General features: G+C 64.6%; 22 protein-coding genes and 1 riboswitch. Of the genes, 8 read left to right on the top strand and 14 right to left on the bottom strand.

Annotated elements, in window-relative coordinates; genetic code table 11:
* Nucleotides 1-14: 14 nt before the first annotated feature.
* The 6 genes from thiL to J7573_RS25960 all read left to right on the top strand — a co-directional run bounded on the left by thiL (nucleotide 15) and on the right by J7573_RS25960 (nucleotide 4,352).
* Entirely contained in the window at nucleotides 15-983 is a 969-nt protein-coding gene (thiL, locus tag J7573_RS25935) for a thiamine-phosphate kinase (RefSeq protein WP_294341505.1), read from the top strand.
* Nucleotides 980-1,483, top strand: coding sequence for a phosphatidylglycerophosphatase A (locus J7573_RS25940; RefSeq protein ID WP_027917812.1), 504 nt, complete (start codon nucleotides 980-982; stop codon nucleotides 1,481-1,483). The genes thiL and J7573_RS25940 overlap by 4 nt, the downstream gene beginning before the upstream one ends.
* Before the next feature lie 16 nt (nucleotides 1,484-1,499).
* Nucleotides 1,500-2,243, top strand: coding sequence for a transporter substrate-binding domain-containing protein (locus J7573_RS25945; protein ID WP_294341508.1), 744 nt, complete (start codon nucleotides 1,500-1,502; stop codon nucleotides 2,241-2,243).
* A gap of 263 nt (nucleotides 2,244-2,506) precedes the next feature.
* The gene (gene ribA / locus J7573_RS25950) at nucleotides 2,507-3,124 is read left to right on the top strand and encodes a GTP cyclohydrolase II (RefSeq protein ID WP_294341509.1); all 618 of its coding nucleotides are present in this window, start codon (nucleotides 2,507-2,509) and stop codon (nucleotides 3,122-3,124) included.
* On the top strand, nucleotides 3,121-3,540 hold the full coding sequence (locus J7573_RS25955; protein WP_294341512.1) for an MFS transporter: 420 nt from the start codon (nucleotides 3,121-3,123) through the stop codon (nucleotides 3,538-3,540). Before ribA ends, J7573_RS25955 begins: the two co-directional genes overlap by 4 nt.
* Nucleotides 3,540-4,352 (top strand): cobalamin-binding protein, encoded by an 813-nt coding sequence (locus tag J7573_RS25960; protein ID WP_294341514.1) that lies wholly within the window; start codon nucleotides 3,540-3,542, stop codon nucleotides 4,350-4,352. Before J7573_RS25955 ends, J7573_RS25960 begins: the two co-directional genes overlap by 1 nt.
* Here the strand turns inward: J7573_RS25960 and J7573_RS25965 are convergent.
* The 5 genes from J7573_RS25965 to ribB form a co-directional block, all read right to left on the bottom strand.
* Entirely contained in the window at nucleotides 4,330-6,201 is a 1,872-nt protein-coding gene (locus tag J7573_RS25965; RefSeq protein WP_294341516.1) for a TonB-dependent receptor, read from the bottom strand. The two genes, J7573_RS25960 and J7573_RS25965, sit on opposite strands and share 23 nt — an antisense overlap.
* 104 nt (nucleotides 6,202-6,305) lie before the next feature.
* Nucleotides 6,306-8,201, bottom strand: coding sequence for a 1-deoxy-D-xylulose-5-phosphate synthase (gene dxs / locus J7573_RS25970; RefSeq protein WP_294341517.1), 1,896 nt, complete (start codon nucleotides 8,199-8,201; stop codon nucleotides 6,306-6,308).
* A 134-nt stretch (nucleotides 8,202-8,335) separates the two neighbouring features.
* Nucleotides 8,336-9,223: a (2E,6E)-farnesyl diphosphate synthase gene (gene ispA, locus J7573_RS25975; protein ID WP_294341519.1), complete on the bottom strand. Its 888-nt coding sequence runs from the start codon at nucleotides 9,221-9,223 to the stop codon at nucleotides 8,336-8,338.
* The gene (locus tag J7573_RS25980; protein ID WP_008092375.1) at nucleotides 9,220-9,462 is read right to left on the bottom strand and encodes an exodeoxyribonuclease VII small subunit; all 243 of its coding nucleotides are present in this window, start codon (nucleotides 9,460-9,462) and stop codon (nucleotides 9,220-9,222) included. Before J7573_RS25980 ends, ispA begins: the two co-directional genes overlap by 4 nt.
* Before the next feature lie 208 nt (nucleotides 9,463-9,670).
* On the bottom strand, nucleotides 9,671-10,321 hold the full coding sequence (gene ribB / locus J7573_RS25985) for a 3,4-dihydroxy-2-butanone-4-phosphate synthase (protein WP_294341522.1): 651 nt from the start codon (nucleotides 10,319-10,321) through the stop codon (nucleotides 9,671-9,673).
* Nucleotides 10,322-10,401: 80 nt separating this feature from the next.
* A riboswitch (FMN riboswitch) is annotated at nucleotides 10,402-10,543 on the bottom strand.
* Nucleotides 10,544-10,635: 92 nt separating this feature from the next.
* On the opposite strand from ribB, the gene J7573_RS25990 reads away from it, so the two are divergent.
* Together J7573_RS25990 and J7573_RS25995 are read left to right on the top strand one after the other, a co-directional pair.
* Nucleotides 10,636-11,841, top strand: coding sequence for an RtcB family protein (locus tag J7573_RS25990; RefSeq protein WP_294341523.1), 1,206 nt, complete (start codon nucleotides 10,636-10,638; stop codon nucleotides 11,839-11,841).
* Between the two features lie 138 nt (nucleotides 11,842-11,979).
* A complete protein-coding gene (locus tag J7573_RS25995) occupies nucleotides 11,980-12,243 on the top strand; it encodes a DUF3077 domain-containing protein (protein ID WP_294341524.1) in 264 nt (87 codons plus the stop codon).
* Nucleotides 12,244-12,481: 238 nt separating this feature from the next.
* On the opposite strand, the gene J7573_RS26000 is transcribed toward J7573_RS25995, so the two are convergent.
* The 9 genes from J7573_RS26000 to J7573_RS26040 all read right to left on the bottom strand — a co-directional run.
* Nucleotides 12,482-13,180: a S24 family peptidase gene (locus J7573_RS26000; RefSeq protein ID WP_294341526.1), complete on the bottom strand. Its 699-nt coding sequence runs from the start codon at nucleotides 13,178-13,180 to the stop codon at nucleotides 12,482-12,484.
* Between the two features lie 177 nt (nucleotides 13,181-13,357).
* Nucleotides 13,358-13,885, bottom strand: a complete 528-nt coding sequence (gene ppa / locus J7573_RS26005) for an inorganic diphosphatase (protein WP_003255365.1) — start codon at nucleotides 13,883-13,885, stop codon at nucleotides 13,358-13,360.
* Between the two features lie 117 nt (nucleotides 13,886-14,002).
* Nucleotides 14,003-14,818, bottom strand: coding sequence for a M90 family metallopeptidase (locus tag J7573_RS26010; protein WP_294341534.1), 816 nt, complete (start codon nucleotides 14,816-14,818; stop codon nucleotides 14,003-14,005).
* Nucleotides 14,819-14,826: 8 nt separating this feature from the next.
* Nucleotides 14,827-15,474: a DedA family protein gene (locus tag J7573_RS26015; protein WP_294341535.1), complete on the bottom strand. Its 648-nt coding sequence runs from the start codon at nucleotides 15,472-15,474 to the stop codon at nucleotides 14,827-14,829.
* Between the two features lie 298 nt (nucleotides 15,475-15,772).
* Nucleotides 15,773-16,231 carry a GNAT family N-acetyltransferase gene (locus J7573_RS26020; RefSeq protein WP_294341538.1) on the bottom strand — a complete coding sequence of 153 codons (459 nt, stop codon included), beginning with the start codon at nucleotides 16,229-16,231 and terminating at the stop codon, nucleotides 15,773-15,775.
* A 109-nt stretch (nucleotides 16,232-16,340) separates the two neighbouring features.
* Complete coding sequence (eutC, locus tag J7573_RS26025; protein WP_294341540.1) at nucleotides 16,341-17,171, bottom strand: ethanolamine ammonia-lyase subunit EutC; 831 nt, start codon at nucleotides 17,169-17,171, stop codon at nucleotides 16,341-16,343.
* Nucleotides 17,172-17,179: 8 nt separating this feature from the next.
* A complete protein-coding gene (locus tag J7573_RS26030; RefSeq protein WP_294341543.1) occupies nucleotides 17,180-18,574 on the bottom strand; it encodes an ethanolamine ammonia-lyase subunit EutB in 1,395 nt (464 codons plus the stop codon).
* Nucleotides 18,575-18,620: 46 nt separating this feature from the next.
* Complete coding sequence (gene eat, locus J7573_RS26035; RefSeq protein ID WP_294341546.1) at nucleotides 18,621-20,069, bottom strand: ethanolamine permease; 1,449 nt, start codon at nucleotides 20,067-20,069, stop codon at nucleotides 18,621-18,623.
* Nucleotides 20,070-20,285: 216 nt separating this feature from the next.
* A partial coding sequence (locus J7573_RS26040; RefSeq protein WP_294341550.1) for an aldehyde dehydrogenase family protein occupies nucleotides 20,286-21,705 on the bottom strand: 1,420 nt, incomplete at its 5' end.

Genomic DNA, 21,705 nt, shown 5'->3' on the forward strand with positions numbered 1-21,705 from the left:
GGCGCTGCCTGCCCATGGGTGAGTTCGAGCTGATCAACCATTACTTCGCCGCCGCGCCTTGTGCGCAGGGCGGCGAGGGCGTGGCCCTGGGTATCGGCGACGACTGTGCCCTGCTGGACCTTCCACCCGGTGAACAACTGGCGGTGTCGACCGACACCCTGGTCGCCGGGGTGCATTTCCCTGCTGTCTGCGATCCGCTGCTGCTTGGCCAGCGCTCGTTGGCCGTGGCGGCCAGTGACCTGGCGGCCATGGGCGCGACGGCGATCGGCTTCACCCTCGCCCTGACCCTGCCTGATGTCGGCCCCGACTGGCTGGCGGCTTATGCCGACGGTCTCAGCCGCATGGCCCAGCGTTGCCGCATGAGCCTGATCGGTGGGGATACCACCCGCGGCCCGCTGAGCATCACCGTCACCGTGTTCGGCCGCGTGCCGGCCGGCCAGGCGTTGCGCCGCAGCGGCGCGCGGCCGGGCGACCTGCTGTGTGTCGGCGGTTCGCTGGGCAAGGCGGCAGGGGCGTTGCCGCTGGTACTGGGTGAGCGCGAGGCACCGGCCGAGCAGGCCAAGCCGCTGCTCGACCACTACTGGTCGCCGATGCCGCAGCTGCAGCTTGGCCAGCTGCTGCGCGGCCGGGCCACGGCGGCGTTGGACATTTCCGATGGCCTGCTCGCCGACTGTGGGCATATCGCCAAGGCGTCCGGGGTCGCACTCGAGGTGAACCTGGCGCAGGTGCCAGTGTCTCCTGCTTTGGAAGCCTTTCTGGGCCATGATGCGGCACGGCTGGCAGCACTGACCGGTGGCGACGACTACGTACTGGCCTTCACCTTGCCGCCTGCGGCGCTCGCCCCGCTGACCGACCTCGGTTTCGCCGAGGTGCATGTCATCGGCCGCGTGCTCGAAGGCCAGGGCGTGACCCTGCGCGACCCGCAGGGCCTGGACATCACCCCGGTTCAACGGGGCTATCAACACTTTAGGGAGACACCGTGACCGACCACCCCAACCAGGTGCCTGCGGAGTTCGTTCCGCCATCGGTCTGGCGCAACCCGTGGCACTTCATCGCCTTTGGCTTCGGCTCCGGCACCCTGCCCAAGGCCCCCGGCACCTGGGGCTCGATGGTAGCGATCCCGTTCATCCCGCTGTGGCAGATGCTGCCCGACTGGGGCTACTGGCTGCTGCTGGGCGTGATGATGCTGTTCGGCTTCTGGCTGTGCGGCAAAGTTGCGAATGACTTGCGTGTGCACGACCATGAAGGCATTGTCTGGGATGAGATGGTCGGCATGTGGATCACCCTCTGGCTGGTGCCGGAAGGGTGGCAGTGGATCCTCGCCGGGTTCCTGATGTTCCGCTTCTTCGACATCCTCAAGCCATGGCCGATTCGCTGGATCGACCGCCATGTGCACGGGGGTGTCGGGATCATGCTCGACGATATCCTGGCCGGTGTTTTCGCCTGGCTGGGCATGCAGATTCTGGTGTGGGCGGTAGGCTGAAGCAGGGAGCGTTTCGATGGCCATAAGGACTGTGCTGCTGGCAATGATGCTGAGCCTTGCCCCTTGGGCGATGGCGGCCGATGCGTTACCGAAGCAGATTCACCTGGTCAGCGAAGAGTGGATCGACTACACCAACGCCGATGGCAGCGGTGTGGCCTGGGATGTGTTGCGCAAGGTGTTCGAGCCTGCCGGGGTCAAGGTGGTGGCCCAGAGTGCGCCGTACAGCCGCGCGGTCGGCCTGGTCAAGCGTGGCGAGGCCGATGCCTGGGTCGGGTCGTACAAGGAAGAGAACGACGACAACCTGTATCCGCGCTGGCATTTCGACATGGACCACATCTACGCTCTGGGCCTGGCCAGCAAGCCGGTGCCGACCTTGGCCACCGTCGGCCAGTACCGCCTGGCCTGGGTACGCGGCTATGACTACGGCAGTTACCTGCCCAACGTGCACAACTTCCGTGAAATCCAGCGCCGTGAAGGCATCTTGCCGATGCTTGAACATGAGCGGGTGGATTTCTACATCGATGCGCAGACCGAAGTCGACTATGTGCTCGGGCAGACCTCGCAGCCGGAGCGTTTTCGCAGCACCCATGTGGCCGAACTGCCGCTGTACCTGGCGTTCTCCAGGAACGAGCACGCCAAAGCCCTGTGCGACCTGTTCGACAAACGCATGGCCGAGCTGGTGCACAGCGGTGAGCTGAAGCCGATCTTCGAGCACTGGAAGCAGCCGTATCCCTTCACCCCGGACAGCAAGCCGCAGTAAGACCACTGTTTCATGGCCTGCGCGGTCTCCTGTGGGAGCGGGCGTGCCCGCGAAGCAGGCGACGCGGTGGATGGCACCGGCGCTGCCGGTGTTCGCGGGCACGCCCGCTCCCACAGGGATCGTGTAAGGCCCAAGCGAGTGCCAGGCCCTGCTAAGCATCGAACTTTTCGATATTAAGCCACGGTATTCAACGAGCGCACACGCGGCGACCTGCTGATACAATCGGCTCACGAGAAATTTCCTACTTTATCCAGGAGCACAACGTGCCCGTCGTCTTTGTTGCCGCCTCGAAACTCCCGACCCCCTTTGCGATCTTCACCATGCATGGCTTCCTCGACGAAGCCACTGGCCGTGAGCACGTGGTGCTCAGCCTGGGTGATATCGCCAACGGCGAGCCGGTGCTGGGGCGTCTGCACTCCGAGTGCCTGACTGGCGATGCCCTGTTCAGCCAGCGCTGCGACTGTGGTTCGCAGCTGGAAGCCGCGCTGCAGGCCATCGCCCGCGAAGGCCGTGGCGTGCTGCTGTACCTGCGTCAGGAAGGCCGCGGCATCGGCCTGCTGAACAAGATCCGCGCCTATGAGCTGCAGGACGGTGGTGCCGACACCGTCGAAGCCAACGAGCGCCTGGGCTTCGCCGCCGACCAGCGCGATTACGCCATGTGCCTGCCGATGCTCGAGCACCTGGGCGTGAAATCGCTGCGCCTGATGACCAACAACCCGCGCAAGGTCAAGGCGCTGACCGACATGAACATCAAGGTCGCCGAGCGCGTGCCGCTGCACACCGGGCACAACCCGCACAACCGTTACTACCTGGCGACCAAGGCCGGCAAGCTCGGCCACATGCTGGGTAACGAGCACCAGGGCGAGGTGCCTCAGGCGTGACCCGGGGTGAGGTCAAGCGGCGCCTGGCGCTGGCCTGGTGGCAGTACCTGGCGGTCGGCCTGGTGCCGCTGCCGGTCATGGCCTGGGCCTTTGGCGGCGGCGATGCGCTGATCCCGGTGCTGGCGATGCCGCTATTTATCGCCGGCGCTGCGACCATGTTCCTCAGCCTGCCGCGTTTCGGCGCCTACAAGCGGGCGCTGATCGCCACCTCGAAGGTGCTGGGCACGGCTGAAGAGCCTGCCGCCTGGATCATCCTGGCGCGGGTGCGGCGCATGGCCATGTTGTTCGCCTGTTTCCCGGCCTGGGTCGCTGCGCTTTCGGTGCTGGTCGGGCTGGAGGCGGTACCGCAGATCCTCCTCGCGCTGTCCACCGTGGTGCTGCTCTACCTCTACCGCATTCCGCGTCAGCTGGGCTGATGCGCGTCCTGCTTTGCCTGTTGGCGCTGCTGGCCGTTGCTGCAAGGGCCGACGAGCCTTTGCGCGTGGTCAGCCTCGCGCCGTCGATGAGCGAAATCATGCTCGAACTGCACGCCGATGACCTGCTGGTGGGCGTGCTCGATGGCGGCGAGCGACCGCAAGCGCTGCAACGGCTGCCTTCGGTCGGGCGCCAGGGCCAGTTGGACATGGAAACCCTGCTCAGCCTCAAGCCCGACCTGCTACTGCTCTGGCCCGGTAGCGTGGCACCGGCCCAGCGCGACCAGCTCAAGCGCTTGGACATTGCCACCTACAGCGCCGAACCCCACGACCTGAATCAGCTGATCGACCAGATCGAGGCCATGGCCGTGCGTGTCGGGCGGGGCGAGCAAGGCCGGCCCTACGTGCAGGCGTTGCGCGAGCGCCTGCAGCAGCTACGCCAGCGGTACCGGCGCGAGCAGCCGTTGCGGGTGTTCTACCAGGTGTGGGACCGGCCGCTGTATACCCTGGGTGGGCGGCAGGTGGTCAGCGATGCCCTGGCGGTGTGCGGGGCGCGAAATGTCTTTGCCGACCTGAGCCAGCCGGCACCGCAGGTGAATGTCGAGTCGGTGCTGATGCGTGACCCGCAGGTGATCCTGGCGGGTGATGAGGCGCAGTTGGCAAGCTGGAAGGCCTGGCCACGGCTGAGCGCGGTGGCCGGCGAGGGCTTGCTGGTGGTGCCGGACAAGGGCCTGGAGCGGCCCAGCGGGCAGATGATCGAAGCCACCGCCCGCCTGTGCGCGCTGCTGGCGGCTAGAGTGCCGGCGTCCAGGTGACGCTGAACAGCGCGGTGCGGCCTTCTTCGCGGTAGCCGTAGCTGGCTCCGTCAAAGCTGTACAGCGCTCGGCTGTAGTCCTTGTCCAGCAGGTTATCCAGCTTCACTTCCAGCTTCAGTTCCTCGGTTGCCAGCCAGCCTGCACGCAGGCCAAGCAGGCCGTAGCCGCCCAGTCGATTGCGGTTGGCCTCGTCATCGTAGCTGGCGCTCACGGCCTGCCAGCTGGCGCCCACATTGAAGCGTTCGAACTGGCGGTCCATGTCCAGGCTCAGGGTGCGTCGGGCGCGGCGGGCGAGGGTATGGCCACTGTCGCGGTCGCGCGGGTCGATCAACGCCAGGCCAAGTTGGCTGCGCCATTCGCCCCATTGCTGGTCCAGTGCCATTTCCAGGCCGTTGATACGCGCCGACGCGACATTTTGCGGAATCGAGTCCTGGCCGAAGATGATCGCATCGCGCAGGTCGGTGCGGTACAGCGAGGTCTCCAGGCGGCTATCGTGGGTCAGCTGACTGCGCCACTGCACTTCATAGCTCTTCGAACGCTCGGGCTTGAGGTCCGGGTTGCTGAACTGCGGGTAGTACAAGTCGTTGAACGTCGGGGCGCGGAAGCCTTCGCTGTAGGACAGCAACACGTCATTGCGGGCATTCAGCGGCATGGTGAGGCTGCCGCTCCAGGTGGTCTGGCCGCCGAACTGCTGGTTCTCGTCGTGCCGTGCGCCAAGTTCGGTGGAGAAGTCTTCACCGCTGTAGCGGTGCTGGATGAAAGCCGCACGGTTCCAGCGGCTGTCCTCGGTAAAGTCGGTGCTGCCGTGCACGCGGTCTTCGTACCAGTCACCGCCCAGCAGCAGGTTGTGCCGCTCGGCCAGCGCCAGGTCGTTCTGCCAGGTGACCTGGTCGCGGTAGGTGTTGAACACAAATCGCTCGTCGCTGAGCTTGTCGCGTTTGTCGTCACGGTTTTCGCTGTGGGCGAGTTCCAGGCGCGAATGCCAGGCGTCGTTGAGCTGAGCGTCAAAGTAGCTGCCCAGGCTGCTGACGCTGAAGTCGGTGTAGGGCTTTTGCCCAAAGCTCTGGAAGGTGACCGGGTCGAAGCGGCCGAATGGGTTGTCGTATTCGCTGCGCCCGCGGCTGTCGAGCAGGTTCAGGCCGGCTTCGAAGCGCTCGTCGAAGGTATGGCTCAGGCTCAGGTTGAGCGACTTGTCGCGGTAGGCGTCGTGGTCGCCGTCGCTGGCAAACGACGGGCCGGTCGAGTTGATGCCAGCGGTTTCATCGAGGCTGGCGCCGAGATTGAAACGGGTAGCATCGTCACCGCCGGACAGCCCCAGGCTGCGCTGGAACGTCTGGTTGCTGCCTGCCGCCAGGCGCAGGCGTGGTTGCAGGCCGGGGCCGCTGCTGCGGCGGGTGAAGATCTGGATCACCCCGCCGATGGCATCGCTGCCATACACCGCCGAGCGCGAACCACGCAGCACTTCGATACGCTCGATCTGGTCGACATCGAGAAACTGCAAACCGCTGTCGCCGGAGGTGGCATTGGCGATGCGTACGCCATCGACCAGTACCAGGCTCTGGGCGGTCTTGGTGCCACGGATGAAGATGCCCGGCAGGCTGCCGCGGCCTCCGGTGGGTGCGACTTGCACACCGGGCACGCGGGTAAGCAGGTCGGTCACGCTGCTGGGTTGCAGGCGGTCGATGTCGGCGCGAGTGAAGACGGTGTTGGCGGCGCTGGTGGCGGTACGCGATTCGACCTGGCGGTTGGCGCTGATCAGGATGTCGGGGAGCTTGAGGGCGTCGTCGCGTTCAGCGGCCAGCAGGAGTGTAGGCGCGCAGAGTAGCGCGGCACAGGCGGATTTTTTCATGTGCAGTTCCATAGCATTCGCGGGCATGCCCGCTCCCACATGGTCATCACCGGTCTTGAGGGCGGTGAGTTACCTGTGGGAGCGGGCTTGCCCGCGAATAGGCCTTACAGGCCGAGCTTGGCTATTCGAGCTTTGACGGAGGCCTCGATGCCAGCAGCATCCAGCCCACACTCGGCCAGCATCTGCGCCGGCTTGGCATGCTCGACATAGATGTCCGGCAGCCCCAGGTGCAGCAGCGGTTTGACCACCGCTTCATTGGCCAGGAACTCGCCAACGGCGGCGCCGGCGCCACCCATGATGGCGTTCTCTTCGATGGTGACCAGCAGCTCATGGCTGGCAGCCAGCTCCAGCACCAGGGCCTCGTCCAGCGGTTTGACGAAGCGCATGTCGACCACGGTGGCGTTGATCTGCTCGGCAACCTGCAGGGCCTCGGCCAACTGCACACCAAATACCAGCAAGGCCACTTTCTCGCCCTGGCGGCGAACCACGCCCTTGCCGATCTCCAACGGTTCGAGGTCGCCACTGATCGGTGCATTCGGGCCGGTGCCGCGTGGGTAGCGCACAGCCGCCGGGCCGTTGTACAGGTGGCCGGTGCTGAGCATCTTGCGCAGCTCGTTCTCGTCGCTCGGGGTCATCACCAGCATGCCGGGGATGCAGCGCAGGTAAGACAGGTCATAGGCGCCGGCGTGGGTCGGGCCGTCTTCACCGACCAGGCCGGCGCGGTCGATGGCGAACAGCACATCGAGGTTCTGCACCGCCACGTCGTGGATCAGCTGGTCATAGCCGCGCTGCAGGAAGGTGGAGTAGATCGCCACCACCGGCTTGCTGCCTTCGCAGGCCATGCCCGCTGCCAGAGTCACCGCGTGCTGCTCGGCGATCGCCACGTCGAAGTAGCGCTCGGGGTAGCGCTCACTGAAATCGACCAGGTCGGAGCCTTCCTTCATCGCCGGGGTGATGCCCACCAGGCGGTTGTCGGCGGCGGCCATGTCGCACAGCCACTGGCCGAACACGGCGGAATACTTCGGCCCGCTGACCTTCTTCGGCGCAGCCGGCTTGTCGGCAGGCTCGAGCTTGGTGATGGCGTGGTAGCCGATCGGGTCGACCTCGGCCGGGGCGAAGCCCTTGCCCTTCTTGGTAACCACGTGCAGGAACTGCGGGCCCTTGAGGTCACGCATGTTGCGCAGGGTGGCGATCATGGTTGGCAGGTCATGGCCGTCGATCGGGCCGATGTAGTTCCAGCCCAGCTCTTCGAACAGCGTGCCCGGCACCAGCATCCCCTTGGCATATTCCTCGGTGCGGCGGGCGATTTCCCAGGCACCGGGCAGGCGCGACAGCACCTTCTTGCTGCCCTCGCGCATGCTCGCGTAGGTGCGGCTGGAGAGGATCTTGGCCAGGTAGTTGGACAGGCCGCCGACATTGCGCGAAATCGACATATCGTTGTCGTTGAGAATCACCAGCATGTCGGCGTTGACTTCCTGGGCGTGGTTCAACGCTTCGAAGGCCATGCCGGCAGTGAGGGCGCCATCGCCGATCACGGCAATCGACTTGCGTGCGCTGTTCTGCAGGCGGGCGGCGATGGCCATGCCCAGCGCGGCGCTGATCGAGGTGCTGGAGTGGCCGACGCCGAAGGTGTCGTACTCGCTCTCGCTGCGGCGTGGGAAGGCAGCGATGCCGTCCTTCTGGCGCAGGCTGAGCATGCGCTTGCGGCGCCCGGTGAGGATCTTGTGCGGGTAGGCCTGGTGGCCAACGTCCCACACCAGCCGGTCATCCGGGGTGTCGAAGACGTAGTGCAGGGCGATCGTCAGCTCGATGACGCCCAGGCCGGCGCCGAAATGCCCGCCGGTCTGACCAACGGTGTAGAGCAACTCCTGGCGCAATTCGTCGGCCAGGGTCTCCAGGTCGGCTTCGGCCAGCCGGCGCAGGCCGGCAGGCGTGTCAGCGCGGTCGAGCAACGGCGTGACCGGGCGTTCGCGGGGGATCTCTTGAAACGTCGTGGGCATCAGGCGAGTCGTTATAGGTGTGTGAAGACGCGGCAGTTTACCCCATTGTGGGAAAAGTGCCCATTCGACCACGGGTTACGCGAACCCCGTTGAAGCGGGTAAACCCGCTCCAACAGGGGATTGCTATTCAGGCCTTAATGGCGGCGTTCGACGATATAGCGTGCCAACGCCCGCAGCGGCTCGGCATTTTCGCCAAACCCTTGCAGTGCGATCAGCGCCTGGTCGCGCAGTTCGATGGCATAGGCCTTGGCGGCTTCCAGCCCCAGCAGGGCCGGGTAAGTCGGTTTGTCACGGGCGATGTCGGCACCCTGGCGCTTGCCCAGGGTGGCGGTGTCGCTTTCCACGTCGAGGATATCGTCCTGCACCTGGAAGGCCAGGCCGATGGCCTGTGCATAAGTCTGCAGGGCATCCAGCTGCGCCTGCTCGGCGCGGGCACTGGCCAGGGCGCCCAGGCGCACGCTGGCTTCGATCAGGGCACCGGTCTTGTGCCGGTGCATGAATTCCAGGGCCTGCTGGTCCAGCTTCAGGCCGACCGAGCCGAGGTCGATGGCCTGGCCACCGACCATGCCTGCGGGGCCTGCAGCCTTGGCCAGGGCCTGGACCATGGCCAGGCGGGTGCTATCGGCCTGCGGGCTCAGGCGTGGGTCGAGCAGGGCGCTGAACGCCAGGCTCTGCAAGCCGTCACCGGCGAGAATCGCGCAGGCTTCGTCGAAGGCCTTGTGGGTAGTTGGCTGGCCACGGCGCAGATCGTCGTCGTCCATGGCCGGCAGGTCGTCATGGACCAGCGAATAGGCGTGGATCAGCTCTACGGCACAGGCGGCACCGTTGGCTTGCTCGGCCGGCACGCCAAGGGCTTCGCAGGCCGCATAGGCGAGCAGCGGGCGCACGCGCTTGCCGCCGTTCATCACGCTGTAGCGCATGGCGGCATACAGGCGTTCCAGCTCTTTGGTCGGGGCGATGAACAGCGGTTCGAGGGCAGCGTCGACACGGGCCTGGCAGCTGGCCTGGTAAGCAGTGATCATGCTTCTGGCTCCGCATCGAACGGCTGTGCGGCGAGTTCGCCGTCACGTTCCAGCAGGATCTGCACCTTCTGTTCGGCCTGGGCCAGGGCACCCTGGCAATCGCGGGTCAGGGCGATGCCTTGCTCGAACGCGGCCAGCGAGTCTTCCAGCGACAGTTCGCCGTTCTCCAGGCGCTCGACCAAGGCTTGCAGGTCGGCGAGGGATTGTTCGAAATCGATGGAGGCTTTTTTGCGGGCCATGGCGACAGTCTCGGTGGCAGGTCAGAACGGCGCGACGTTAGCAGAGCGGGGCGGGGGGAGCAAACTCCGGACAGCCTGAGGCTGGATTTGCGGGCCTCTTCGCGGGTAAACCCGCTCCCACAGGTGCTGTGCAGGTTTCGGATCCACGAGATCCCTGTGGGAGCGGGTTTACCCGCGAATGGGCCGCAAAGCGGCCCCGTACGGTCTATCAGGCCGGCTCGGCTTCCAGCTCCACCATGGCCTCACGGCACCGCGCCAATTCTTCGATGGTCAGCACCGGCAGGTTGTATTGCCGCGCATACACCGCCACCTGTTCACCCCGCGCCATGCTGCCATCGGGGTTCATCAGCTCGCACAGCACCGCCGCCGGCCGCAGGCCGGCCAGGCGTGCCAGGTCCACCGAGCCTTCGGTATGCCCGCGACGGGTCAGCACACCGCCATCACGCGCGCGCAGCGGGAACACATGGCCCGGGCTGACGATATGGCGTTGCTCGGCGGTCGAGCGCAGCGCCGCTTCGATGGTGGTGATGCGATCCTGCGCGGAAACGCCAGTGCTCACGCCTTCGGCCGCTTCGATGGTGACGGTGAAGCCGGTGCCGTGGCGGGCCTGGTTGTTCTGCACCATCGGCGCCAGTTGCAGGGCATCGACCGTGGCTTCGTCCAGGCACAGGCAGACGATGCCGCTGCAGTCGCGGATCATCATGGCCATGGTCTGCAGTGACAGGTTCTCGGCGGCGGCGACGATGTCGGCTTCGTCCTCGCGGTCGTCATCGTCGAGCAGCAGCACAGGGCGCCCGGCCCGGAAGGCGGCGATGGCGGCGGACACATTGGGAAATTGTTTTTGCAGCATAGGGGACATGAAACGCTCCTCGTGATTGATCGATGAACGTCTCGGGGCGAACAAAATGCGCGCGCAGGGGCGCCCGAATGGCCCCTGGCTGACGCCTTCTTTCATCCGGACTATGACCGTCGGCTCTGGAGTCGCACCAGATCTGCTGACCCCCGGCATGGCCGGGGCGCTCGCGGGCTCATCTTTCGATTTACCGCCGGTGGGGACTTTCACCCCGCCCTGAAGACCGGCCAAGCATACAGCACTGTGCCACCTTGCTGGCAAGCCGCTGTTCTACGACCTTCGGCGGTATCATGCAGGCATGGCTCAACAGGAACAGCTCCATGGACATTCTCCAGGTCGCCGGTGGCAAACCGGTCAAACTGTGGACCGACGGCGTGCCGGTCGAAGACGACGCCCGCCGGCAACTGCTCAACACGGCGAAGATGCCGTTCATCTTCAAGCACCTGGCGGTGATGCCGGATGTGCACCTGGGCAAGGGCTCGACCATTGGCAGCGTGATCCCCACGGTCGGCGCGATCATCCCCGCCGCGGTGGGTGTCGACATCGGCTGCGGCATGATCGCCGCACGCACCTCGCTGCAGGCGCTTGACCTGCCGGACAACCTGCACGGCCTGCGCAGCGCCATCGAGCAGGCGGTGCCCCACGGCAAGACCTTCGGCAAACGCGACCAAGGTGCCTGGGACAACGTGCCGGGCCTGGCAGACAAAGCCTGGGGCCAGCTCGCCGGGCGTTTCAAGGCCATCACCGACAAGTACCCGCGCCTGGAAAAGACCAACAACCGCCACCACCTGGGCACCCTGGGCGGCGGCAACCACTTCATCGAGGTGTGCCTGGACGAGGCCGACCGGGTCTGGTTCATGCTGCACAGCGGCTCGCGCGGTGTCGGCAATGCCATCGGCAACCTGTTCATCGAACTGGCCCAGGCCGACATGCGCCAGCACCTGGCCAACCTGCCCGACAAGGACCTGGCCTACTTCGAGGAGGGCAGCCGCCATTTCGCCGACTATGTCGAGGCGGTTGAATGGGCGCAGGACTTTGCCCGGCGCAACCGTGAATTGATGATGCAGGCCGTGGTCGCGGCCACCCGCAAGGTGCTGGGCAAGCCGTTCGAGGCAAGCCTGGAGGCGGTCAACTGCCACCACAACTATGTACAGCGCGAGCAGCATTTCGGCCGCGAGGTGCTGGTGACGCGCAAGGGCGCGGTGTCGGCGCAGAAGGGGCAGCTGGGCATCATTCCTGGCTCCATGGGGGCCAGGAGCTTCATCGTGCGGGGGTTAGGCAACGAAGAGTCGTTCTGCTCCTGCAGCCATGGCGCGGGCAGGGTGATGAGCCGGACCAAGGCCAAGAGCCGCTTTACCGTGGAAGACCAGCGGCGGGCGACGGCGCATGTGGAGTGCCGCAAGGACAAGGACGTGATTGACGAGATTCCGATGGCGTACAAGGATATCGATGCGGTGATGCGGGCGCAGAGCGAGTTGGTGGAAGTGGTGCACACGCTGCGGCAGGTGGTCTGTGTGAAAGGTTGACCTGCATCGGCCTCTTCGCGGGCACGCCCGCTCCCACAAGTACAGCGCATGCCTTCAGGCCTGCGACGATCCCTGTGGGAGCGGGCGTGCCCAAGAAGAGGCCCGACCAGGCAATAGAGATTTCAGGGAGATTTACCAATGACGACAGACGACACCCAATGCACCGTCGGCAAGACCACCTTCTTCCAAGGTGAAAACCAGACCCACCCATTGTTCCGCATCGAACCCGGCATCCCCTGCCGCGACGCCCGCGAGCAAGCCTCTGAATTGATGGGCTACGTGCGCGAGCTGACCATCCTCGGCTTGATGGACGAGAAACCGATGTTGATCTGGGCCTCGCACTACCTGAGTGCGATGGCCAAGGCGCTGATGGATGATGCCGAGTTGGGAATGCGGCATTGAGAGCGGGCATTAAAAAGCCGGCTTGTGGCCGGCTTCTCGGGGACGGTTCCGACTAATTTATGGTAAGTCGCAACCGCCTTAACTGTGTGGCCAGCAAGGGCCTGAAAGAGATGGCAAACGGTCGTGTGGAGCGTCGCCGAGCCCTCTGGAACGCGGCTTGCGCCGGCCGGGGCTGAATGTGCCGCGTAGCATACAAGGGCTGGCGCGGTATGCCCAGCAAAAAATGGCACAGCGTGTGTCAGCCGGGGCGTCGCTGGCGGTAATGCGACCAATGGAACACCCATCCGATTACCTCCAGTTTCTGCGCCTTGCGCTGTAACGGCGTGTAGCGCTCCACCACCTCACGCCGGTTGTGGCTGTGCAGGCACAGGGTGCCTTGGTGGCCGAGGCTCAGGCTGTTCACCCTGAGCCTGCCGTTGTGCAGCAGGGCATAGATCTCGCCATCAACCACCCGGGTGTAGCTGAGGTCGATCGCCAGGATGGCATCGCGTGGAATCCACGGCGCCATGTTGGCGGCCGGCATGGTCATGCAGATGGCTTGCGCCACGGGCACGGCCAATGCCTCCAGTGCAGGTGCCGGCATTGCCAGGTGATGGCCGTCGAGCGCGATGAGCTGGCCATTGCGCAGCTCGTGGAAGGGCACCTGCACCAGCGGGACAGGCTGGTCCGATGACGCACCGAATGCGTCTATCGGCATTGCCTGTGGCGCGTACATGCGCAGAAGCGAATGCGGGTGCTTGGGGCCTTCGCCCGTTTGCAACCAACGACGCTGCACACAGAACAACTCGGCCATTTCATCGAGGCGGGCAATCGGGATGCCGCGGGTGAACCAGTTGTTGATGTGCTGCGACGTGACGCGGCGCTGGGCAGCGAAGTCTGCGGGGGTCAGGCCACATTCCCGGAGGAGTGCCTTGAGTCGGTCACCGGATCTGTTCATGACGCCGAGTGTAGCGGCCGGTTGCCAGTAGCGAAATGAACGTGATGTGGATGTGAACGGTGTGAAAAAGGCCTGGATGTAGGGCCAATGTGTAGGGCTGCGTAGGATTTTTTACCTACCTTTGGCGTCGCCCATAAAAAAACCCGCCGAGGCGGGTTTTTTTCATGCAAAGCGGTATCAGCCCTTGTAGGCAGCGACCGATTTGGTGATCGCAGCACGGGCGGCGTCGGCGCCTTCCCAGCCTTCGATCTTGACCCACTTGCCCTTCTCGAGATCCTTGTAGTTCGCGAAGAAGTGCTCGATCTGCTGGATCAGCAGGGCTGGCAGGTCGGTGTATTCCTTAACGTCGACGTACAGCTGGCTCAGCTTGTCGTGAGGAACGGCGATGACCTTGGCGTCGCCGCCGCCGTCGTCGGTCATGTTCAGCACGCCGACCGGACGGGCACGGATGACCGAGCCTGGAGCCACTGGGTATGGGGTCACGACCAGCACGTCCAGCGGATCACCGTCGTCGGCCAGGGTGTTCGGGATGAAGCCGTAGTTGGCCGGGTAGAACATCGGGGTGGCCATGAAGCGGTCGACGAACAGGGTGTCGCTGTCCTTGTCGATCTCGTACTTGATCGGCGCGTGGTTGGCCGGGATCTCGATGGCGACGTAGATGTCGTTCGGCAGGTCTTTGCCAGCCGGAATCTTGCTGTAGCTCATTGGGCAGTGCCCCCGTGTTTGATCAAAAAAGTGGCGGCGATTATAGGCACATTCCGCCAGGCCATGCCACGTCTGGCCTGATGTGTGGGCAGATGTTCGCAAAGCGTCGCGGCCACATCAGGCGTGGTTTTCGCGGTATTCCGGGTGCTCGGCTTGCAGCTGAGCGAGGCGCGCCAGCGGGTCCTGGCGGTAGAACAGCGACAGCTGCCGGTAGACCTGTGGATAAGCCTGCTGCAGCAGGTCGGGGGCGCTGAAGAAGTATTCACTGGCGACGGCGAAGAATTCCGCCGGGTTTTCCGCGGCGTAGGGGTCGATGGCGGTTTCGGCGTCGGGGTCGGCGTCGAGCTGGCGATTGAGGTCGTCATAGGCCTGCTGCATGGCTGCAGCCCAGTCTTCCACGCGCATGCCCGGGTGCAGCGGCGGCAGGCCGTTGGCATCGCCATTGAGCATGTCGAGCTTGTGCGCCAGCTCGTGGATCACCAGGTTGTAGGCCTCCCAGCCGCCACTGGCCAGCACCCCGGCCCAGGCCAGGATGATCGGCCCCTGTTGCCAGGCTTCGCCACTGTGCTCGGCATCCCACACGTGCTCCACGCCGCTGGCATCGCGGTGGCGCTGCGGGCTCTTGAAGTCGTCGGGGTAGAGGATGATCTCGTGGAAGCCCTGGTACCAGTTCAACTCGCCCAGGTGCAGCAGCGGCAGCTGCGCCTGGGCGGCAAGAAACAGGCGCTGCTCGTCGTCCAGTTCGACCCCGGGGAGGGTGGTCAGGTGCTTGTCGAGCAGGAACAGGATGCAGGCTTCGCGCAGCCACTGGTCTTCCGCATCACTGATGCCATCGAGCATCGGCAGGCGATCACGGATCACCTGCCATTGCCCTGGCTCGATCGGGTAGCGCGCGAGGGTGCGCTTGCGCCGCCAGGCGCTGAAGGACCACATGTCGGCTGTCAGTGGGCCTTGGCGGTGCGGCCCAGGCGGCTGCGCAGCAGGCCGAGGATCATCGGTACCAGCGACAGCACGATGATGCCGACCACCATCAGCGACAGGTGCTGCTTGATGAACGGCACGTTGCCGAAGAAGTAGCCCAGGGTCACCAGGCCACCGACCCACAGCAGCGAACCTGCCACGCTGAAACCGAGGAAGCGCGGGTAGTGCATGTGGGCGATGCCGGCCACGAACGGCGCGAAGGTGCGCAGGATCGGCAGGAAGCGCGCCATGGTCACGGTCTTGCCGCCATGGCGCTCATAGAACTCGTGGGTTCGCTCCAGGTAGTCGCGGCGGAAGATCTTCGAGTTGGGGTTGCTGAACAGTTTTTCGCCCGTGGTGCGGCCGATGATGTAGTTGGTGCTGTCGCCCAGGATGGCAGCGGCCATCAGCAGGCCCGCCAGCAGAACCGGGTCCATGCCGCCACCAGCGGCCACGGCGCCGGCGATGAACAGCAGTGAATCGCCCGGCAGGAATGGCATCACCACCAAACCGGTTTCGCAGAAGATCACGGCAAACAGGATCGCGTAGATCCAGGGTCCATAGTTGGTAACCAGCAGGTCGAGGTAGGTATCGAGATGCAGGATTAAGTCCAGCGGGTTGAATTCCATGTACAGCACCTGTGTTCTTGACCCGCTTTACGGGCACGCGATGACGGACAATGCCCTGGGCGTCGGCATGACTACCTGTGGGTGGGTAAATTTTCACACATGACAGGTCGAAGCATTATACGGCGAAGTCGGAAACCTGCCCGGGGAGTTTGTAGCGGGGGGTTACTGCGTCAACCCGTACCGGCTCTCTCGCGAGGCTGCTCGCTCCCACAGGCGTCATGTAATCACTGAGCCTGTGAAAATCCTGTGGGAGCCGCGCTTGCCTTGGCGACGAACCGCGGCGATGGGCCGGTACCGGTCAGTCCGGATTGATCGGCAGAATGTAGTTCTCGAACTCGGTGTCCTTGCGAAAGCCCATCGACTCATAGGTCTTGCGCGCCACCTCGTTGTTGGCGCTGGTCGAAACCCGCATGCGCACCGCATTGGTTTCCTTGGCCATCTTCTTGGCCTCGCGCATCAGGTGGTCGGCTACCAGCATGCGCCGTGAGTCTTCGGCCACGAAGATGTCATTGAGAATCCACACCCGCTTCAGCGACAGCGACGAATAGCTCGGATAAAGCTGGCAGAAGCCAAGCAATTTGCTGTCATCGTCAACCGGCAAAGCCAGGTAGATGATCGACTCACTGCGCATGAGGCGCTTTTGCAGAAATCTGCGCGAACTGTCTGGATAAGGAAGCTGCCCATAGAACTCGCGGTATCTGACGAACAGCGGGGTGAGCAGGTCGAGGTGTTCCAGGGTTGCCTTGATGATGCGCATGTGCGGCCCTCAGAGTCCATTTGGGGAAACAGCGGAATGCCTGCAGCTTTCTTGGGCATGCTGCCCCAATGCTGGCCATCAGCGCAATCCGCCTTCCGTGACATGTTCTTTAACGTTCACCGAGCAGGAAATTGCCTCGCTGGGTGGGGGCATTTTCACTGTCGATGCTATGGACCTCGGCTTCGTCTTTCAGGTTCACACCGGAAAGCTGTCGCCTGCAGGCTTCGCGCATCAGGTATAGCAGGCGATGGGCCGCCATGCCGTAACTCAGGCCTTCCAGGCGGATATTGGAGATGCAGTTGCGATAGGCATCGGTCAGGCCGACCTTGGGCGCGTAGGTGAAATACAGGCCCAGGCTGTCTGGCGAGCTCAGTCCCGGGCGTTCGCCGATCAGCATCACGGTCATGCGCGCACCAAGCAGTTGGCCCACTTCATCCGCCACTGCCACGCGGCCTTGCTCCACCAGCACCACCGGGGCGCTGGTCCAGCCATCGGTTGCGGCCTGCTCCTCGAAGCGGGCCAGGAACGGCAGGGTATGACGGTGCACGGCCAGGGCCGAGAGGCCGTCGGCAACCACGATGGCCAGGTCGACGCCATCAGGGTTGGCCTGGGCATGCTGGCGCAAGCGCTCGGCCGAGTCTTCGTTCAGCCGCCGGCCCAGGTCGGGGCGTTGCAGGTATTGGTGGCGGTCGCTGGCGGCACTGTGCAGCACCAGGCTGTCGCGGCCACGGTCCTTGAGCTGTTCGCTGAGGGCGGCGTGGTCGAATGCCAGGTGCACGGCGTCGCGGGCCTGGGCGTGGGCGAACTGGAAGTCCAGCTGCGCGTTGGTGGGCAGGCTGGTGCCGCAACGGCCCAAGGCGATACGTGCCGGGGTCAGGTTGCGCAGGGCCAGCCAAGGGCTTTCCTGGGTAGAGAGCGGGGGTGGGGATCGGTCTGCCATGGTCACCTCTAAGCCAGTTGCGCCAAGGCCTGGCGGAATGCCGGCGGCAGGTTGTCGCCAAAGCGCACGCGGCCATCGGCCTGGGTGAAGATGCCGGTGCGATGCAGCCAGGCTTCGAATTCCGGCCCGGGCTTCAGGCCCAGGGTCTGGCGCGCATACAGTGCGTCGTGGAATGACGTGGTCTGGTAGTTGAGCATGATGTCGTCGGAGCCGGGGATGCCCATGATGAAGTTGATCCCGGCCACGCCCAGCAGGGTCAGCAGGGTGTCCATGTCGTCCTGGTCGGCTTCGGCGTGATTGGTGTAGCAGATATCGCAACCCATCGGCACGCCGAGCAGCTTGCCGCAGAAGTGGTCTTCGAGGCCGGCGCGGATGATCTGCTTGCCGTTGTACAGGTACTCGGGGCCGATGAAGCCGACCACGGTGTTGACCAGAAACGGCTTGAAGTGGCGGGCCACGGCGTAGGCGCGGGTCTCGCAGGTCTGCTGGTCGACACCGTGGTGGGCGTTGGCCGACAGCGCGCTGCCCTGGCCGGTCTCGAAGTACATCAGGTTCTGCCCGAGGGTGCCGCGCTTGAGCGACAGGCCGGCCTCGTAGCCTTCCTGCAGCACGTTGAGGTTGATGCCAAAGCCGGCGTTGGCCGCCTCGGTGCCGGCGATCGACTGGAACACCAGGTCCAGCGGCACGCCGCGGTTGATCGCTTCGATCGAGGTGGTGACGTGGGTCAGCACGCAAGCCTGGGTGGGGATGTCGTAACGCTGGATGATGGCGTCGAGCATCTCCAGCAGGGCGCAGATCGAGGCGATGCTGTCGGTGGCCGGGTTGATGCCGATCATGGCGTCGCCGTTGCCGTAGAGCAGGCCGTCGAGGATGCTGGCGGCGATGCCGGCCGGCTCATCCGTCGGGTGGTTGGGCTGCAGGCGGGTCGACAGGCGCCCGCGCAGGCCCATGGTGCCGCGGAACTGGGTGACCACGCGGATCTTCTGCGCCACCAGCACCAGGTCCTGCACGCGCATGATCTTCGATACGGCGGCGGCCATTTCCGGGGTCAGACCCGGGGCGAGGGCGCGCAGGCTCTGTTCGTTGGCCTCTTCGCCAAGCAGCCAGTCGCGCAGGCCGCCAACGGTCAGGTGGCTGACCGGGGCAAAGGCCTGGGCATCATGGCTGTCGACGATCAGCCGGGTGATCTCGTCCTGTTCGTAGGGGATCAGCGCTTCATTGAGGAAATGGCTGAGCGGGATGTTGGCCAGGGCCATCTGTGCGGCGACCCGTTCGCCGTCGTTGCTGGCAGCGACGCCGGCCAGGAAGTCCCCGGAACGGGCCGGGCTGGCCTTGGCCATTACCTCCTTGAGGCTGTCGAAGCGGTAGACCAGGTGGCCTACCGTGTGTACGAAACTTGCCATACAGAATCTCCAGAGCCGCGGGCTGGCCCGCGGCAGGTGGCTTTGATCAGTGCAGGGCCTCTTCGGCCTTCTGGATCGCGGCGAATTCCTCTTCCGGTGTGCCGGCCACCAGGTGGTGGCGGCTGTAGAACGCAAAGTAGGCAATCAGTACCGCATAGATCACCGCAGCGCCAATCACCACCCGTGGGTCGACCAGGAAGCCCGCGACCACGGCGATACAGGCCAGCACCAGGGCCAGGCCCGAGGTGAAGATGCCGCCCGGGGTGCGGTAGGGGCGTTCCATTTTCGGCCGACGGATGCGCAGGGTGATGTGCGCGGCCATCATCAGCACATACGACAGTGTGGCACCGAATACCGCCACCAGGATCAGCAGGTCGCCCTGGCCGGTCAGCGACAGGGCGAAACCGATGATCCCAGGGATCACCAGCGCCATGACCGGGGCCTTGCTCTTGTTGGTTTCCGACAGTTTGCGCGGCAGGTAGCCGGCGCGGGAAAGGGCGAAGATCTGCCGCGAATAGGCGTAGATGATCGAGAAGAAGCTGGCGATCAGGCCGGCCAGGCCCACCAGGTTGACGAAGCTGCCCATCCAGGTGGAGCCGCCATAGGCCTTGGCCAGCGCCTCGACCAGCGGGTTGCCGGAGGCTTTCAGGGCTTCGGAGCCTGCACCGCCAGGGCCGACCACCAGGATCAGCAGGGCGAAGGCCAACAGCACCAGCATCGCGCCGATCAGGCCGCGGGGCAGGTCGCGCTTGGGGTTCTTGGTTTCTTCGGCGGCCAGCGGCACGCCTTCGACGGCGAGGAAGAACCAGATGGCATAGGGGATCGCGGCCCACACGCCGACGTAGCCGAATGGCAGGAAACTGCTGGCGCCGGCGGCGTCCGTTTTGGCGATGTCGAACAGGTTGGCTGCATCAAAATGGGGCACCATGGCCACCAGGAACACGGCCAGGGCGATGGCCGCGATGGCGGTGATGATGAACATCAGCTTCAGCGCTTCACCCACGCCGAAAATGTGGATGCCGATGAAGACCACGTAGAACGCCAGGTAGATCATCCAGCCGCCGATACCGAACAGTGACTGGCAGTAGGCGCCGATGAACGTGGCGATGGCGGCGGGGGCAATGGCGTATTCGATGAGGATCGCCGTGCCGGTCAGAAAGCCGCCCCACGGGCCGAAGGCACTGCGGGCAAAGCCGTAGCCGCCGCCCGCGGTAGGGATCATCGAGGACAGTTCGGCCAGCGAGAAACACATGCACAGGTACATGGTGGCCATCAGCAAGGTGGCGAGGAACATGCCGCCCCAGCCACCTTGGGCCAGGCCGAAGTTCCAGCCGGCATAGTCGCCGGAAATCACATAGGCAACGCCCAGGCCCACCAGCAGTACCCAGCCGGCGGCGCCTTTTTTCAGTTCACGTTGCTGGAAATAGTCCGAACCGACTTTTTCGAAGTCGACGGAAGACCCTGCCGGCGCACCGGCGGAATGATCGCTTGGCATAGTTCACCTGTTCTTTTTCTTGGTGGCCGGAGGGTTTCCGGGCCGATGGTGATGGGGACTGCAGGAAGCGAGCCAGAGCGGTTGCTGCTCTGGGTTTTGTGTTTGCAGGTCTGGCCTCTTCGCGGGGCAAGCCCGCTCCCACAAGTTTTTGTGCAAGATTCAAGACCAGCACGGGACCTGTGGGAGCGGGCGTGCCCGCGAAGGGCGCGACGCGGTTTAGAAGAAGCCCAACGGGTTGATGTCGTAGCTCACCAGCAGGTTCTTGGTCTGCTGGTAGTGGTCGAGCATCATCTTGTGGGTTTCACGGCCGACACCGGACTTCTTGTAGCCGCCGAACGCGGCATGCGCCGGGTACAGGTGGTAGCAGTTGGTCCACACGCGGCCCGCCTTGATGCCGCGGCCCATGCGGTAGGCGCGGTTGATGTCGCGGGTCCACACGCCGGCGCCGAGGCCGAACTCGGTGTCGTTGGCAATCGCCAGGGCTTCGGCTTCGTCCTTGAAGGTGGTGACGCTGACCACCGGGCCGAAGATTTCTTCCTGGAACACGCGCATCTTGTTGTTGCCCTTGAGCAGGGTCGGCTGGATGTAGTAACCGGTGGCCAGCGCGCCTTCGAGCTGCTCCACCTTGCCGCCGGTCAGCAGCTCGGCGCCTTCTTCCTGGGCGATTTTCAGGTAGGACTGGATCTTCTCGAACTGCTGCTGCGAGGCCTGGGCGCCGACCATGGTGTCGGTGTCGAGCGGGTCGCCGCGCTTGATCTGCAGCACCTTCTTCATCACCACTTCCATGAACTGCGGGTAGATCGACTCCTGCACCAGGGCGCGCGATGGGCAGGTGCACACCTCGCCCTGGTTGAAGAACGCCAGCACCATGCCTTCGGCAGCCTTGTCGATGAAGCTCGGCTCGGCCTGCATGATGTCTTCGAAGTACACGTTCGGCGACTTGCCGCCCAGCTCGACGGTGGACGGGATGATGTTCTCGGCCGCGCATTTCATGATGTGCGAGCCGACCGGGGTGGAGCCGGTGAAGGCGATCTTGGCGATGCGCTTGCTGGTGGCCAGCGCTTCACCGGCCTCGCGGCCATAGCCTTGCACCACGTTGAGCACGCCCTTGGGCAGCAGGTCGCCGATCAGCTCGACCAGCACGGTGATGCCCAGCGGGGTCTGCTCGGCCGGCTTGAGCACCACGCAGTTGCCGGCGGCCAGGGCCGGGGCGAGTTTCCAGGCGGCCATCAGGATCGGGAAGTTCCACGGGATGATCTGCCCGACCACGCCCAGCGGTTCGTGGATGTGGTAGGCCACGGTGGTTTCATTGATTTCGGCGGCGCCGCCTTCCTGGGCGCGGATGCAGCCGGCGAAGTAGCGGAAGTGGTCGACGGCCAGCGGGATGTCGGCGTTGAGGGTTTCGCGGATCGGCTTGCCGTTGTCCCAGGTTTCGGTGATGGCCAGGATTTCCAGGTTCTGTTCGATACGGTCGGCGATCTTCAGCAGGACGTTGGAGCGGTCCTGGACCGAGGTGCGGCCCCAGGCGTCGGCGGCAGCGTGGGCGGCATCCAGGGCTTTATCGATGTCTTCGGCAGTGGAGCGAGGGAATTCGGCGATCAGTTGGCCGTTCACAGGCGAGGTGTTCTCGAAGTAC

The organism is Pseudomonas sp. (assembly GCF_017744435.1).
GTDB lineage: Bacteria > Pseudomonadota > Gammaproteobacteria > Pseudomonadales > Pseudomonadaceae > Aquipseudomonas.

Bases quoted from the DNA above. Each gene is read 5' to 3' on its own strand.
- thiL (WP_294341505.1), top strand. From the start codon at position 15: ATGGGTGAGTTCGAGCTGATCAACCATTACTTCGCCGCCGCGCCTTGT.
- J7573_RS25945 (WP_294341508.1), top strand. From the start codon at position 1,500: ATGGCCATAAGGACTGTGCTGCTGGCAATGATGCTGAGCCTTGCCCCT.
- J7573_RS25960 (WP_294341514.1), top strand. From the start codon at position 3,540: ATGCGCGTCCTGCTTTGCCTGTTGGCGCTGCTGGCCGTTGCTGCAAGG.
- J7573_RS25965 (WP_294341516.1), bottom strand. From the start codon at position 6,201: ATGAAAAAATCCGCCTGTGCCGCGCTACTCTGCGCGCCTACACTCCTG.
- dxs (WP_294341517.1), bottom strand. From the start codon at position 8,201: ATGCCCACGACGTTTCAAGAGATCCCCCGCGAACGCCCGGTCACGCCG.
- ispA (WP_294341519.1), bottom strand. From the start codon at position 9,223: ATGATCACTGCTTACCAGGCCAGCTGCCAGGCCCGTGTCGACGCTGCC.
- J7573_RS25980 (WP_008092375.1), bottom strand. From the start codon at position 9,462: ATGGCCCGCAAAAAAGCCTCCATCGATTTCGAACAATCCCTCGCCGAC.
- ribB (WP_294341522.1), bottom strand. From the start codon at position 10,321: ATGTCCCCTATGCTGCAAAAACAATTTCCCAATGTGTCCGCCGCCATC.
- J7573_RS25990 (WP_294341523.1), top strand. From the start codon at position 10,636: ATGGACATTCTCCAGGTCGCCGGTGGCAAACCGGTCAAACTGTGGACC.
- J7573_RS25995 (WP_294341524.1), top strand. From the start codon at position 11,980: ATGACGACAGACGACACCCAATGCACCGTCGGCAAGACCACCTTCTTC.
- J7573_RS26000 (WP_294341526.1), bottom strand. From the start codon at position 13,180: ATGAACAGATCCGGTGACCGACTCAAGGCACTCCTCCGGGAATGTGGC.
- ppa (WP_003255365.1), bottom strand. From the start codon at position 13,885: ATGAGCTACAGCAAGATTCCGGCTGGCAAAGACCTGCCGAACGACATC.
- J7573_RS26010 (WP_294341534.1), bottom strand. From the start codon at position 14,818: ATGTGGTCCTTCAGCGCCTGGCGGCGCAAGCGCACCCTCGCGCGCTAC.
- J7573_RS26015 (WP_294341535.1), bottom strand. From the start codon at position 15,474: ATGGAATTCAACCCGCTGGACTTAATCCTGCATCTCGATACCTACCTC.
- J7573_RS26020 (WP_294341538.1), bottom strand. From the start codon at position 16,231: ATGCGCATCATCAAGGCAACCCTGGAACACCTCGACCTGCTCACCCCG.
- eutC (WP_294341540.1), bottom strand. From the start codon at position 17,171: ATGGCAGACCGATCCCCACCCCCGCTCTCTACCCAGGAAAGCCCTTGG.
- J7573_RS26030 (WP_294341543.1), bottom strand. From the start codon at position 18,574: ATGGCAAGTTTCGTACACACGGTAGGCCACCTGGTCTACCGCTTCGAC.
- eat (WP_294341546.1), bottom strand. From the start codon at position 20,069: ATGCCAAGCGATCATTCCGCCGGTGCGCCGGCAGGGTCTTCCGTCGAC.